The organism is Leuconostoc falkenbergense (genome assembly GCF_014634805.1).
In the GTDB taxonomy this organism is placed as follows: domain Bacteria; phylum Bacillota; class Bacilli; order Lactobacillales; family Lactobacillaceae; genus Leuconostoc; species Leuconostoc falkenbergense.
Genome location: NZ_BMBS01000043.1, coordinates 1 through 15,324, shown reverse-complemented (window position 1 = coordinate 15,324; position 15,324 = coordinate 1). Strand labels below are relative to the sequence as shown.

Genomic DNA, 15,324 nt, shown 5'->3' with positions numbered 1-15,324 from the left:
AAACACTCAACTGGCAATCACCACGAAAGGTTTTTCAGCAGTTTGCAGTGTTCGGTTAATTCTTGCAATCTACCATAGTTTTATTATAACCGCTTATTTTAAGTAAGTAAATAGCAAATATGAATTTTTAACATTTTAAAAGTGCCACACGTTTTGAGACCTGTGGCACTTTTATGGTTAATCATCATGACAAAATCAATTGATAAGCCCTTCGTTCACCATTAATTTCTTGCCCCTCATTAATATAGACAACGCCTCGTTTTTCAAAACCATTGCCTGTAATAACGGACTGCATCGGATGATTTCCTGGATGAGTATCAATTCTCACATCGAATTGTTTCTTGTCATAGCATAATGTTAAAATAGCTGTCATAAAGCGTTGCGCCAACTTTTGACCACGAAAACCATCCGAGATAGCAAAACGGTGAATACTGATATAATCGTCAGCTTCAGAAAGCCACTGGCCATCTGTAATTGCTTCATATACTGGGTCTGTTCCTGCAAGTAATGCTGTGTACCCAGCTACTTCACTGCCCACAACCAATACATAGCCACGATTTAATGCGATATCTGTTGCAACGGTTTCTTCATTTGGATAGCCAGATTGCCATTGTGATAGGCCTTGCGATTTGAGAAATTGACGGGCGCCATCAATAAGAGTTGCAATTGCTTTTAAATCTGACTTGATGGCTGGCCGCATGAAAACTGTTGTCATAGTCATTATCCTTTTAGTTATAATTATTCATTTTATCATAACTGCCACAGATAAAACTAACTTATTTTTATTGCACTATTATTCGCACAGTATGACGATAATCGATCCATGGCATCTGTCAGCATTGCCATTGAAGCTGCATAACTCAAGCGAACATAGCCCTCACCACCAGGTCCAAATCCTGATCCAGGTACTACTGCTAACTTCTCTTGATCAACTAAATCATACGCAAAAGCCACATCATCTTGATTCAAAGTTTCAGGAATTTTAGCAAAAATATAGAAAGCGCCATTTGGTGTCGCCATTTCAAAGCCAAGCGCTTTCATTTTCGAGACCAAAAAATCACGTCGATCACGGTACGCTTTTTTCATTGTTTCAGTATCACTTTCACTCAAACTACTATCAAAAGCTTCTGTTGCCGCCGCCATTGCTGGATTGGATGGCGTCATAATAATAAAGCTGTGAACCATGTTGATTGGTGTGATTAAAGCGGCCGGCCCAGCAACAATACCAATACGATAGCCTGTCATTGCGTGAGATTTTGACACACCATTAATGACTAATGTTTGGTCAGGCAAAAATGTTGCCATTGACACATGGTGATCATCGTAACGCAATTCACTATAAATTTCATCAGATATTACCAAAACATCTGTGCCACGCAAAACGTCAGCAAGATCCGACAAGGCTTCTGCAGAATAAGTCACGCCTGTGGGATTTGAAGGATTAGTCAAAATAAGTGCCTTGACATGATTGTGATTTGCCAAAATATCACGGAGATGATCAGGCGTTAATATAAAATCATCTTGCGATATGTCAACTAATAGCGGCTTACCTTTATTTAATCTTGTCATTGCAGCATAAACGGGATAAGCTGGCGTTGGAATAATCACTTCATCATTTTCATCTAAAATAGCTGACAAAATAGCATAAAGTCCTTCGGTAGCACCAATTGTCGTTAAAATTTCAGTATTGGCATCATAATGAATGTCATATCTATCTGCTAGAAAGTGACTAGCAGCCTGACGCAGCTGGTTTGTCCCAGCAGAAACAGAATAATGAGAATCATCTGCCAAAATGGCTGCCACCGCAGCTTGTTTGATATGATCTGGCACTGAAAAATCTGGTTCACCAATCGTCAATTTCAGAATATTTGGTAAATCACTCACTTTTTCATCAAAAGCATGAATCGGACTTGGCTTGACATCTGCAAGCGCGCTGGCGAAAAGTTTGCTAGCATCAATATTTTTTTCAATCATTAACATTATCCTCATTTCATTATTAATTTATTTTAACAATGAGATGATAGCACGTCATGCCAACTATGAACAAAAATAAAAACAACGATTATACATTGTGCACAATCGTTGTTTTTTATTTCACACGGTTACCCCAATATTGGAAATAGTCAACGCGTAAAGCACCATTATATAACTTGCGACGCTTTGTGGCTTTTTCACCATAACTTTGTTCAAATTCAAGATCACTAGTCAAAATATACTTGCTCCAACTTGGTAGTTTGCGATAAACGTCCCCCATTTGTTGGTATAGTTCTCGAGCAGCATCTAACTCTCCTAAACGTTCCCCATAAGGCGGATTAGCCACTAATACACCGTTAACTTTGTCTGTCGTCCAATCCTTAGCTGCCAATTGTTTGAACGTAATGTCATGACCAAGACCCGCATGTTTCGCATTTTCCGTGGCAATTGCTACCATATTTTCATCAATATCAAAGCCTTCAATATCTAGCGTTCTGTCGTAGTCTGCTTGGGCTTCGGCCGCATCACGTACACTATCTGACAGAGACTTATCAAACCAATCCATTTGCTCAACATCAAAGTCACGAATCAAGCCCGGAGCGATATTGCGCCCAATCAATGCAGCCTCAATTGCAATTGTTCCGGAACCAGTAGTAGGGTCAACAAATGGTCGATCAGGGTGCCAATTAGTCAGCAAAACTAGCGCAGCAGCAAAGTTTTCCTTTAATGGCGCACCACCCTTGTTCACACGATAACCACGTTTGAATAATGATTCCCCTGTCGTATCCAACGTGACAATCACATGGTCTTTATCAATCATCACTTCTAATTGTGCAAAATAACCATTTTCAGGCAAACGAGTTCTGATATGATAGGCATCTTGCAAACGATTCACAATCGCTTTTTTGGTGATCGCTTGAACATCCGGTACACTAAATAATTCTGACTTTTTGGAACGGCCGGCCACAGGAAATTCAGAATCATAATTGAGATAGTCTTCCCAAGGCAGCGCTTTAACGTTTTCAAATAAATCATCAAATGTCGTGGCATCAAATTCACCTACGATAATTTTAATCCGATCCGCAGTACGCAACCAGATATTGGTATTTAAAATATCACGCTGCGTGCCATCAAACCTGACGCGATAATTCTCAACTTGGTGGTCGTATCCCAACCGTTCTAACTCTTTACCAACCAGTGATTCTAGACCGGCGGCTGCAGTCGCCATTAAATGATATGTTTTTTCCATGATTTTCCTTTATAATGAATTTATGAAATTATCAGACTTAGAAGATTTAACACGCTATATGTCAACCAAAACAAGCTTATTTTGGGAAAACGGTGCTAATCGTTATCCAGTCACAACATTAGCTTACGCCGATGACACTCATCATGAGGTGTTATTTGTTTTAGGCAGTAAATCAATGACTTTGGGACAGCTATTTTCCCGTTTAAAAGCTTCATCATCTCACACGACATTATTAGCACCAAACAAACAGCCAATATTTGGCTTTCACTTAGATGATCGTTATCAAATCGTCTTTAAATAATCAATCAATAAAATTAGTGTATGTGACGCCACGACGCCTTTGCTTTGCAACTTCAGCCGCCTGAGGCGTTGTAATATTGTCACGTTGCCAATTAATCAAGATAGTCTCAATATAACGTAAACTTCGGGCGTTGTTAGCAACCGCTTCTTGAATAGCAAGCATCATCATAACTGGCTCAAAATGATCTTGGTCAAACCAATGGCCAATTGTTTGCATTTCCATTGGTGATAGTGGCCTGCCAAACTCTGATTCAAGTGTCTGCATGATTTGCCGGCGGGTGCTTTTACCATCTGATAGCAATTCATTATGTTCAACAATTTTACCACCTAATAATTTATCAAATAGCGGTGTAAAATCGTAAACTTCAGTTTGAATAGCGCCACCTTTTACTTGCATCAACTCACGTTTAATCAAACTTTGTAAACGTTGAATCACTACTTTTTCAGTGGTGTGCATAATCTGCGCCACAGCAGCGGGCGTCGCTTGATCACCACAATCTTGAATTCTCTGAACTTGAAGGTACAGCACGAGATCGTCATTATCCAGCCCAATGTCTTGATAATGCTGTAATAATTCATTGCTTATACTGCTGTTACCAGCCTGAATATACTGTTGTAGTCTTTGCTCTAACGTCATATTCCCTCTGTTTTAAAAACGTCCAAGAATATCTTGGACGTTTCTTTTTCATCAATAGTGTACCATAATTATACACTAATGATATCATCTTTTATGGTCTCAAACGATTTGTCATACGTGGGAAAGGAATTGCTTCACGAATATGTTCCTCACCAGTAACAAATGTGACCATGCGCTCAAGGCCAAGTCCGAATCCAGAATGTGGTACTGAACCGTAGCGACGTAAATCTAAATACCATTCATATTCAGACATGTCTAACCCTTGCTCTTCAATGCGAGCTTTCAATGTGTCGTAGTCATCTTCACGTTCAGACCCACCAATAATTTCGCCATATCCTTCAGGGGCTAACAAATCAGCAGAAATCACCACATCATCGCGCGTTGGGTGCTTCTTCATATAAAACGCTTTAATTGCTTTTGGATAATTAATGATGAACACTGGTTTAGCAAAATGATTGGCCAAAAATGTTTCTTCAGGTGAACCAAAATCAACACCCCACTCAACATCAAAACCATTGTCTTGCAAAAGCTTAATCGCGTCATCATAACTCACACGCGGATAAGGCAATTGTGTATAGGAACGCAAAACGTCCTTATCACGTTCAAGAATGTCCAATTCTTGCTCGTTTTTCTCAAGTACTTTTGAAATCAAGAAGGCAATATACCGTTCTTGGAATACCAAACTTTCTTCTTGGTGCATAAACGCCATTTCTGGCTCAATCATCCAAAACTCAGTCAAATGACGACGCGTTTTTGACTTTTCTGCACGAAAAGCTGGACCAAAAGTAAAGACCTTACCAAATGCCATTGCACCAGCTTCCGCATATAATTGACCAGTTTGTGCCAAAAACGCCGATTCGCCAAAGTAGTCTGTCTCAAATAGTTCAGTTGTCCCTTCGGCGGCAGAACCTGTCAAAAATGGCGCATCCAATTTTGTGAATCCTTCTTGGTTCATGAATTCATAAGAAGCCGCAATCAATGTGTTACGTATTTTTAATGTTGCGAATGGCTTTAAATGACGCAAGTACAAGTGTCGTTCATCAAACAAAAAATCCGTACCGTGCTCTTTTGGTGTAATCGGATAATCATGACTTTCACCAATCACTTCAAGATTAGAAACGGCTATTTCATAACCAAATGATGACCGTGAATCTTCATGAATTTCTCCAATAACGTACAAGCTTGTTTCTTGCTTCAACCCTTTTGCGGTTTCAAAAACAGTTTCTGATACATCCGCTTTAGCAACAACACCTTGAAAAAAAGCAGTCCCATCACGCAATTGCAAAAAGGCAATTTTACCACTACCTCTTTTTTGGCGCAACCAAGCCCCAATTTTAACGGTCTTGCCAACATAGTTTTTGGCATCAATAATTTGAATTGTCGGAATCTCTTCAGTCATCTGTCTCTTATTCTTTCATATATTTTTTAAAGAAATCGGTTAATCTATTTATTGCTTCATCTAAAGTGGTTTGATCCTTAGCATAACTCAAACGGAAATACCCAGGCATACCAAATCCTTCTCCTGAAGGCACCGCCACGTGTGCTTCTTGCAAAATTTTAGTGGATAATTCTGTCGTATTAGCAACACCAACAGCCAATAACGCTTGTGCGTCAACCTTTGGAAACAGATAAAACGCGCCTTGGGGTTTCACATCAACATGCAGACCTGGCACACGATTCAGCTCGTCAAATGTTTTATTTAATCTGTCTTCAAATGCCTGTCGCATTGTTTCAACTGTTGTTTGATCACCATTGAGCGCTTCAATAGCAGCATATTGTGCTGCAGCCGTAGGATTCGATGTCAAATGTCCAAGTAACTTATTCATTGCCTGAATAATTTTTGGCTGAGCAATTGTCCAACCAATCCGCCACCCTGTCATAGCGTAGGCTTTTGAAACACCATCTACAATAATCATATTACTTGTGTTAATGTCAGCTAATTGGAGCCCAGAGGTGAAGGTCACGCCATTATAAACTAATTGGCCATATATCTCATCTAGAATAATAAATACATCATTTTCTGATCCCCAATCAAGAATATGTTGAATTTCTTCGCGAGAATAAACTTGACCAGTTGGATTAGTAGGTGAATTAATAATAACTGCCTTAACTGGTTCAGAAAGATTTACCAAATCTGCAACAGTCAACTTTAAAGCCTCATTCTTAGAATGAACTTCTAACAACTTTCCACCAGCTAATTTAACTTGCTCAACATAACTCACCCATTCTGGCGCTGCAGTTACAACAACATCTCCAGGATTGAGTAAAGTTTGCATCAACGCATATAATGCTAACTTTGCGCCAGTCGTAACCGTCACATTTTCCGTACCAACGCGTACTTGATAGCGAGCATACATACGATCCGTAATGGCTTGTTTCAGTGCAGGTAAGCCACTTGATGGCGTATAAAAACTTGTCTTTTCTGCTTTTATTGCCGCAATTGCCGCCTCGGCAATATTTTGAGGCGTTTGAAAGTCCGGTTCGCCAACACCCAAATTGATGACATCGATACCTTGTGACTGCATTTCTTTTGCCAAAGCATTCATTGATAACGTTGGTGATGCGGTAATAGCTGTTACTCTATCTGATAAATTCATTTCATCATTCCTTAATTACATGCCAGATATGGCGCGATACACCTTACCTGTTTTAAAATCTAGCGTTAAGTAGTTGAGCTTATTATTTTGCGCTTTGTAACTGATTTCCCAGACTAAAACTTTTTTATAGCGGCTAATATTAGCACTATATAATTTTTTGGGGTGATAAGTTTTAAGCAACAGTGATCGTAATTGCGCATTTGACATACCTTCAGAACGACTATAAGTTTTTACTTTGTTATCTTGTACAATTGCAACTTTCTTCGCACCACTGGCAGTTTCACCTGACGCTGCATAGGTCGTACGGTCCCGGTAATCAACTGAAACTTGCGTTACGGTAACAATGTCTGATTTCTGACGAACAAGTGCTTCGATACGTGATTCCGCCTGCCGCATTGGTGATAAAGACAGATAGAAATAGCCAAGTGTCAATGTTCCCAACACAATAGCAGCACCAATAATTAAAAACCAAACTCTTGCCCAATGAATGCGAGTTTGACGGCGACGCTGACGGATTCGAATGTCGTCCTTAAATTGCATCATGATGTTACTCCTTTACGCACATACAAATATATTGTACCAAATAAATGTCCCCTTGGCCGTGAAAATTAACGATGACTAAAAATTTCATGATATTGCGTCACTAAATCATGATCAACATCAAAGGGTACTATTGATAGCTGTTGTTTGAATCGATTACGCTGCATGGCATTTAATTGTGTCACTAACATAGCTGATTGGTGCCTTTGCATTTGGTTTAATACGGAAGCAAGTCTTGCAACGGGCTGCCATACATCACGCTCTGGAACGAGCACAATTGCTGGCAATTCCTGATCTCGCTGCCACATTGTCCCAAAAATTTTGGGTGTTACAATCACAATATTTTGGCGGTTTGTTTGACTTTGACGTTGAATTTTTTCCAAAGAACCAGTAACACCCTCAGCTACGATATTATAATTCGTTGTCACAGCATATTTTATTTTTTGATACCAGTGGTTCACACGCTCCTCAGTTGGCACAATGATCATAATTTCACCAACATCCTCTTGAGTCATCGCCTGCAAATGCAGAATGGGCGACTTTTTTTGTAATTGGACTAATTGGACTGGTTTGCGGTCGTCATGCACAAAATCTCGCTCCATCGTCCACGTATCTGGCACATCACGCAAGAAGTCTGTCACAGCAGTGGGTAAAAATTCACTTACTACTAATAATTTACGAATATGTGCAACAAATTTTTTGTGATAAATGGCGCGTTCTAACACATCAAAACTCAATATTGTTTGTGACTGACCATTTTCAGAAATCTGCTCGCTGCCACTCACCACATCGTCTTGCGCCTGAAGCCTTGTAATTTTATCCAGCTGACTTTCAAGTAACTGAAATTCTTGTGGTAAATGGGCGTCTGTCAGAGCAAGCAATTGACTAATATGAGAAATTACCAAGGCTAAACGTTCGGCCCGTTTCAAGTTAGTTTTAATGCTCTCTGATTGTGTCAATTGTTTCAAAATTTTGAGTGCTTCACTCGTACTTTGCCTAATAAACAATCGTTGTTTATGTGTCAATCCAGTAATTTCTTGATGTGCAATGCCTTTTAAGTCATTTTTGAGTGCGGTAACATTAAATGACACATGGAAATATTGACGCAAATCGTCAACAAATTGCGCTGGTGTTTCCATGACAACTAATGGCCATTGTTGAATATGCCTTTTTTGACGTAGTGATTGATTCTGCGTGAAAAACGTTTGAAAGTTCATAATCAACACATTAGCGACATCCGCATTTTGACGCGCCCTTTTGAAAAATTCAGATTTTTCATTACCACGAATGTCTTGAATAATGTCTAAATTATGCAATCCAATACTGATTTCTTGCAATAATCCCGTTTTAGTTTGAGTTAGCCAAACTAACAACCGAGCTTTGGCTAATTGTATTTGTGATGAATCATGAACAGCCAACGTTTTAATGAAACTTGGCAGATCAATATAAGCAGAAGGATCGTATAATATAGCGCTTCTAAATGGCACATCAAATAGAGATGATAACTTTTCTAGCAAGGCTAATTGTTGCATTTGTAAACTATCATCATTTGTGAGTAACACAGTGTTTTGTTGGCTTAAAATGACCGGAATTAAATAGGCAATTGTTTTGCCCATCCGTGGTGCTGTCAAAACCGTTAATAAACCATCGGATCGCTTTGTTAAAAAACGATGTGTTCGATCCATTAGAAATTCTTGCGCTTCATTTTGAGTTAGCCATTCACCAAATAAGGAAAGCTTTTCGGCTACACTCACTGGATAGTCAATCGGTTGGATATCTTTAAGGTTTGCAGAGGAAACCTGTTGATTAATTTGCAACGCCACCTTGTCTTGAACATCAAATTGCTGGGTGCCTTTAGGACGAACTAACTTTAAAAACTGCTGGGTTTGCCTTAAAAGTGGGCAATCTCCCGTTTGTAATTGCTGTAATACCACAGACGGCAACTGTTCAGCACGACGCCACATTTCTAAGAAAAGTAAAGCTGTGGCATGCGCATCAGCGTTGGCGCGATGGGCATTCACCAAGTTAATATCCAGATACGTTGTCAAATCCAGTAAACGATATCCAGGTGCGGTCGGCAGCAAAATTTGCGCTAACTGTACAGTATCAATTGCTGAAGTCTGTAAAGCAGGAAAACCAGTTCTTTCAAATTCGTCGTTTAAATAAGGATAATCAAAATTAATATTGTGCGCAATAATCACAGCATCTGATAGTAAACTCTGCAACATTGGCGCGATTTCATCAAAATATGGCGCATGTTGTACATCTTTTTGGCTAATATGTGTCAATTGTTGAATTTGCCGATCAATCAACTGTCCTGGATTCACAAAAGACTCAAAATGGTCAACAATTTTTCTTTGCCGAATAAATGTCATGCCAATTTGGATAATGCGCCCGCCCTTTGCCACACTTTGTCCTGTGGTTTCTAGATCCAAAACCACAAATGTATTGTTGGCGTTCATAAAAATACCTTTCTTCGGTGTGCTCATTAGCACTTTATATTTTGAATGGCGCTGTTTACTACATGCATTACATGCACTAAACAACGTCATTCTCTTTATATTTTACACTAAATGCCCTCGTGCGGTACAATAGTAAAGAACATCTGGAGGAAATTATGTTAAGTCAAATGAATGGTGTTGGTAAGTCCCACGCAAAAGCGATTTTGATTGGCGAACATGCCGTTGTTTATGGTGAACCTGCGATTGCAATCCCTTTGCCAAATATGACTGTTACAGCCACCCTACGTCCTGCATTTCGTGGTCAGACGATTGACGGGGCCGAATTCCACGGCGATTTAAGTGAGTTAGGTGCCAATGTTGAGGGGGCACGGCAACTCTTGCTACGTCTATTAGATAAATTCGATATGATTAATACGCCCTTTCACCTAGCGATTGACTCAAACGTCCCACAAGAACGTGGCTTCGGCGCTTCTGCTGCTTTAGCAACAGCAATTACAAAAGCTTTTTTTGATTATTTTGATACGGATTTGAGCGATGAGGAGTTAGCTTACTTTACCAATATCGAAGAAGTGATTTCACACGGCTCACCGTCTGGATTAGATACGACGACAGTTAATGCTGATAATCCCGTTTGGTTTATTAAGAATAAAGGCATGACAACTTTTGGTATGAATTTAACGGGTACGCTTGTTTTGGCTGATACTGGTATTCACGGACAAACAGTCCACGCCATCAGTATTGTCAAAGAATTTTTGTTGACAGATCATGATCGTGCTTGGGCATCAATCACCCATCTTGGACAAATTGCCGAAAAAATTCGGCTTGATATTTCTGAAAATAATCCTGAACATCTCGGCATGATGTTCACTGCAGCTCATCATGAACTGCAATCATTGGGCATTTCTCACCCAAAATTGGATAAGTTGGTAAACGCAGCGACGCACGCCGGCGCACTTGGTGCTAAATTGACAGGTGCTGGTATCGGTGGTGCAATGTTTGCCTTAGCCAAAAATAATAATGACGCGATTACTATTGCTAATGCGCTAACAAAAGCTGGCGCTCAAAATACATGGATCCAACCTTTATGACAGCTACTGCACACACCAATATTGCCCTCATTAAATACTGGGGAAAAAAAGATTCATTTCTTAATTTACCAACTACCAGTTCTCTCTCATTAACACTTGATCGTTTTTATACAACGACTAGTGTTACACCAACTGACGCTGGTACAGATACGTTTGTTTTAAACAATCAAGTTTCTGACGCTACGCGCGTGCACACGTTTTTAAACATATTACGAACCCAATTAGGTGATTTCCCAGCTTTACATGTTTCATCTGATAATCATGTGCCGACAAGTGCTGGTCTAGCGTCCTCTGCTTCGGCATTTGCAGCTTTGACGGGTGCGGTTGTTACACATTTAGGGCTTGATTTGCCTAACGAAACACTTTCACGATTAGCAAGACGTGGATCTGGATCTGCTAGCCGGTCTTTTTTTGGTCACTTTGCAGTTTGGCATGAAGGCGTAGACGATGACTCATCTTTTGCTGAAAGTTTACAGGCACCTGATATGCCGATTGCCCTGATTGTTGCCGAAGTATCCGGTCAGAGTAAAAAAGTTGGTTCCTCTGAAGGTATGATGCGCGCAATGACTTCACCCAATTATGATGATTGGATCAAGCAATCTGCAAATCAATTTGATGATATGAGTGCTGCCGTGGCAAATGCAGATATCGAAAAAATTGGTGCTATTGCCGAAAAAAATGCCTTGGCCATGCACGCGCTCAATTTAACTGCCACCCGCCAACCATTCACCTATTTTACAGATGAAACACAATTTATTTTGTCCATAATCAAAGACATGCGACGTCAGGGTATACTGGCCTATGCAACACTAGACGCCGGTCCAAACGTCAAAATCGTCACGACGATAACCCAAGCACCTGAAATTGTGGCATTGCTTCATGATCACTTACCACAACTCAAACTAGACGTTGCGCTTAGTGGACCTGGTATTACTTATGACTAAAATATTTGTTCCTGGAAAATTATTTTTAGCTGGCGAATATGCGATTACACAACCTGGTAATTTAGCACTTATTGTCGCTGTCGAAACCGGACTGACAATTACAATCGAAACGTCAAACGACAATTCAATCATAAAGTCAAATATTATAGCAACCCCGCTCGTTTTTGATATTGACCATTTATCTCATGATTATCATGATGAATGGCGTTTTGTCCGTGCTGCCATCCAAATCATGCATGATTACATTTATCTCAATGATTTAATTGCAAACTTTAATAACATCAATATAACGATTTCGAGCGACCTAAATAGTGCAACCGGAAAATTAGGACTCGGTTCATCTGCAGCAGTCACTGTTGCAGTTGTCAAAGCTATCACCCAACATTTCGATTTAAAATTGGATCTACTCACACAATTTAAATTAGCAGCACTCGCACATCTGCATGTCCAACAAAATGGCTCACTAGGTGATGTTGCTGCGATTACTTTTGGTGGTGCCATTGCTTACACAAGCCCAGATTTATCATCATTGAACGTCAATAATCATCAATGGTTGAATCCAGTTTTTGTCGACAAATCATGGCCATTATTAAGCATCACCCCACTACCTTGGCCAACTGATTGGCAATTGGTTTTAGGCGCAACACATGAAAGCGCAGATACGGCTAAAGCAGTCGCTAATAACACCCTTGATTCACGTTTTTTAAAAACAAGTCAAGCAATTGTACAACAAGTCATTGTTAACTTAATACACCAAAATTATCATGAATTTGCTAAAGAATTGCATGACAACCAAGTCTTGCTCACACGTACACTACCTAAAGGCTATATCACACCTAAATTAAAGTACTTACTTAGCACGCTAAATCATACGGCTGGCAAAATTAGTGGCGCTGGCTTTGGTGACAATGGTTTCGCCGTCATTAACTCACCGTCAACTATTAGTGACCAATGGTTAGCTGCAGGTATCGACGTCCACATGATTAACATTGCACCACAGAATCGAGGTTAATATGACTGAATCGCCACAAGCACATAGAAAAGATGAACATTTATCCCTTGGTGTCAGTTTATGGCGTGATACGACGACCAAAAAACAGATTGGCGCATCCTTTGACGATATCCGTTGGTTGCCAAATACTTTTCCTGAAATGGGCATTGAAGAGGTCGATATGACTACCAATCTCTTCCAACATCAATTTAATTGGCCATTTTATATTGAGGCTATGACTGGTGGTTCTGCTCTAACTGGTCGTATTAATGGACAGCTGGCTACTGTTAGCGCTAATACTGGTCTGGCAATGGCAGTTGGCTCTCAATCAATTGCACTTAAAGAACCCTCACAAGCGCCAACGTTTAAAATTGTACGACAACGCAACCCCGAGGGTTTCATTTTTGCAAATTTAGGTGCTGATCACCCTATTGCAAATGTCAGAGATGCGATTGACATGATTGATGCTAATGCCATTGAAATGCACGTTAACGTTGCACAAGAACTTGTTATGGCTGAAGGAGATCGCCAATTTAAATGGCTTGATAATTTAGCCGAAGTCATTGCAAAATCGCCTGTTCCAGTCATTATTAAAGAAGTTGGCTTCGGTATGAGCGTTGCGACTTATCAAACAATAGCACAACTCCATCCCGCCGCAATCAATGTTGGGGGCGCAAATGGCACAAACTTTGCGTTCATTGAACGTCGGCGTAATCGTAACGACGACTCATTTAATTTAGACAATTATGGTCTTTCCACAGTTGAAAGCCTTATTTCAGCACGACTAGCACAAAATACGCTACCACTCATAGCAACTGGTGGCATTCAAAACGCTAATCATATTATGACAAGTCTAATGCTTGGCGCAAATTTGACCTCAAGTGCCGGTTTCATGCTACAAACTTTGGTGGATCATGGGGAATCAGATTTGACCAAACAAATCATAGACTGGCAACAAGCATTACCACGATTATTCACTTTATTGGGCGCAAAAAATATTGCTGAATTGCAACAGAGTCACCCGCTTTATTCAGACAGTTTACAAAATTTTATCAGCCAACAAAAAAAGCGATTTTAAGATCGCTTTTTTTACTGCATTGTATCACTAACATGTTTCAATATATGATTTAACTTAATTTTATACAGGGTAAATCCAATCAAAAATCCAAGTATCGTTGGCGTAATCCAACCAAAACCCATGTCTGCAAATGGCAACAAATTTTGATAAGCACCAAAATGCAGTACTCCTTTGGCGTCATGATATCCAACCAACCCTTTGAATAATCCTGCAAATGGTGAATTAGCAATACCATCCATGATTGCTGGTATCATTGCAAAAATCATTGTTGATAGATAAACGACACTTGCATTATTAAACAATGGTGATAATAATCCCAACAAAATCAGCGTAATTGCAATTGGATATAAAAACATGAGGATTGGCACAGCCCAAGCAATAATATTATCTAATCCAAAATTTGCAGCCATGAACGAAAGCCCAATCGTCAAAATCAACCATTTTTTATAGCTAATCTTTGGAAAAATACGGTGAAAATCTTGCGCAAAACTTGCTGTTAATCCAATCGCTGTCGTCAAAACAGCTATTGTGCCCATCACAGCCAAGAACGCACCTCCAAAGGAACCAAGATAATGATTTGTAATTTGCATCAAAGCAGTTGTGCCATTTTCTGATAATTTAAAATGCGACAACGACGTAGCGCCTAGCAAGATTAAACCAATATACACAATCGCAATACCAGAAATTGCAATAAAACCGGTTTTTGCAGTGATTTGCGCGATTTGTCGACGGCCACTAAAGCCCATGGCTTCAATGGCACGAACGATCGTAATGCCAAATGCTAAGGCTGCAATGGCATCAAGCGTATTATAGCCTTCAATAAATGACGACGAGAATGCCTTTGTTTGATAAGCAGCTTCAGCCGTATGATTTAGAGTGCCCATGGGATTGAAAATCGCTAACAAAAAAATCAAAACCAACAAAATAACGAAAATAGGATTTAAATATTGACCAATATATTTCGTCAAATTTTGTTCACGCGATCCCAAAAAATAAACAATGCCAAAGAAAATTGCTGAAAATATTAACTGCGCAATTGACTGCCAACTACTCGGAATCCAGTTAGCGAAACTTAATGAATACGCAACCGTTGCTGTACGAGGTGTGGCAATCATTGGTCCCAACGAAACATGGACAGCAATCAGGAAAAATATCGCAAAGCCACGTCCCAAGGGCTTAGCCAAGTCATAAATACCTGACGCCCGCGTTTGCGATAGCGAAATGAGTGCCATTAGCGGAATAACAGTTGCGCTAAGTAAGAAACCGATCGTGGCGGGGCCCCAATTTAAACCAGCTAACTGGCCCAAATGAACAGGGAAAATTAAGTTGCCTGCGCCAAAAAACATGCCGAAAATCAATGATGCTAATAATAAAGTCTTTTTAATATGGCAGATTGTAAAATTTAAGTTGAACATTTAAGTGGACAGAAAAACCCATCAAGGTCTTTAATGGTGTTACCACAAC

At 39.8% G+C, this 15,324-nt stretch carries 14 protein-coding genes; 5 read left to right on the top strand and 9 right to left on the bottom strand.

Annotated features, from left to right (window positions below; all coding sequences use genetic code 11):
• Positions 1-184: 184 nt before the first annotated feature.
• The 3 genes from IEU71_RS08575 to IEU71_RS08565 form a co-directional block, all read right to left on the bottom strand.
• Positions 185-715 carry a GNAT family N-acetyltransferase gene (locus IEU71_RS08575; RefSeq protein ID WP_004913200.1) on the bottom strand — a complete coding sequence of 177 codons (531 nt, stop codon included), beginning with the start codon at positions 713-715 and terminating at the stop codon, positions 185-187.
• Positions 716-771: 56 nt separating this feature from the next.
• Entirely contained in the window at positions 772-1,974 is a 1,203-nt protein-coding gene (locus tag IEU71_RS08570) for an aminotransferase class I/II-fold pyridoxal phosphate-dependent enzyme (RefSeq protein WP_004913202.1), read from the bottom strand.
• Between the two features lie 115 nt (positions 1,975-2,089).
• Positions 2,090-3,223, bottom strand: a complete 1,134-nt coding sequence (locus IEU71_RS08565) for a THUMP domain-containing class I SAM-dependent RNA methyltransferase (protein WP_004913204.1) — start codon at positions 3,221-3,223, stop codon at positions 2,090-2,092.
• A gap of 22 nt (positions 3,224-3,245) precedes the next feature.
• Here IEU71_RS08565 and IEU71_RS08560 point away from each other — a divergent pair, with 22 nt between their 5' ends.
• Complete coding sequence (locus IEU71_RS08560) at positions 3,246-3,524, top strand: hypothetical protein (protein ID WP_233539840.1); 279 nt, start codon at positions 3,246-3,248, stop codon at positions 3,522-3,524.
• Here the strand turns inward: IEU71_RS08560 and IEU71_RS08555 are convergent, their stop codons facing one another.
• The 5 genes from IEU71_RS08555 to IEU71_RS08535 form a co-directional block, all read right to left on the bottom strand.
• Positions 3,525-4,160, bottom strand: a complete 636-nt coding sequence (locus tag IEU71_RS08555; protein WP_004913211.1) for a DnaD domain protein — start codon at positions 4,158-4,160, stop codon at positions 3,525-3,527. It lies immediately after the preceding gene.
• Between the two features lie 91 nt (positions 4,161-4,251).
• Positions 4,252-5,559, bottom strand: a complete 1,308-nt coding sequence (asnS, locus tag IEU71_RS08550) for an asparagine--tRNA ligase (protein ID WP_004913215.1) — start codon at positions 5,557-5,559, stop codon at positions 4,252-4,254.
• Positions 5,560-5,566: 7 nt separating this feature from the next.
• Entirely contained in the window at positions 5,567-6,757 is a 1,191-nt protein-coding gene (locus IEU71_RS08545; RefSeq protein ID WP_004913216.1) for a pyridoxal phosphate-dependent aminotransferase, read from the bottom strand.
• A gap of 15 nt (positions 6,758-6,772) precedes the next feature.
• A complete protein-coding gene (locus IEU71_RS08540; protein ID WP_004913220.1) occupies positions 6,773-7,300 on the bottom strand; it encodes a hypothetical protein in 528 nt (175 codons plus the stop codon).
• A 65-nt stretch (positions 7,301-7,365) separates the two neighbouring features.
• A complete protein-coding gene (locus tag IEU71_RS08535; protein ID WP_004913224.1) occupies positions 7,366-9,759 on the bottom strand; it encodes an exonuclease domain-containing protein in 2,394 nt (797 codons plus the stop codon).
• A 155-nt stretch (positions 9,760-9,914) separates the two neighbouring features.
• Between IEU71_RS08535 and mvk the strand changes: the two genes are divergently transcribed.
• From mvk to fni, 4 genes are read left to right on the top strand one after another with little or no spacing between them, the layout of a single operon-like run.
• Positions 9,915-10,847, top strand: a complete 933-nt coding sequence (mvk, locus tag IEU71_RS08530) for a mevalonate kinase (protein WP_004913227.1) — start codon at positions 9,915-9,917, stop codon at positions 10,845-10,847.
• On the top strand, positions 10,829-11,791 hold the full coding sequence (mvaD, locus tag IEU71_RS08525; protein WP_004913231.1) for a diphosphomevalonate decarboxylase: 963 nt from the start codon (positions 10,829-10,831) through the stop codon (positions 11,789-11,791). The genes mvk and mvaD overlap by 19 nt, the downstream gene beginning before the upstream one ends.
• Positions 11,784-12,803 carry a phosphomevalonate kinase gene (locus IEU71_RS08520; RefSeq protein ID WP_004913234.1) on the top strand — a complete coding sequence of 340 codons (1,020 nt, stop codon included), beginning with the start codon at positions 11,784-11,786 and terminating at the stop codon, positions 12,801-12,803. The genes mvaD and IEU71_RS08520 overlap by 8 nt, the downstream gene beginning before the upstream one ends.
• Before the next feature lies 1 nt (position 12,804).
• Entirely contained in the window at positions 12,805-13,860 is a 1,056-nt protein-coding gene (fni, locus tag IEU71_RS08515) for a type 2 isopentenyl-diphosphate Delta-isomerase (protein WP_004913236.1), read from the top strand.
• An 11-nt stretch (positions 13,861-13,871) separates the two neighbouring features.
• Here the strand turns inward: fni and brnQ are convergent, their stop codons facing one another.
• Positions 13,872-15,275 carry a branched-chain amino acid transport system II carrier protein gene (gene brnQ / locus IEU71_RS08510; protein WP_004913239.1) on the bottom strand — a complete coding sequence of 468 codons (1,404 nt, stop codon included), beginning with the start codon at positions 15,273-15,275 and terminating at the stop codon, positions 13,872-13,874.
• Between the last annotated feature and the right edge of the window lie 49 nt (positions 15,276-15,324).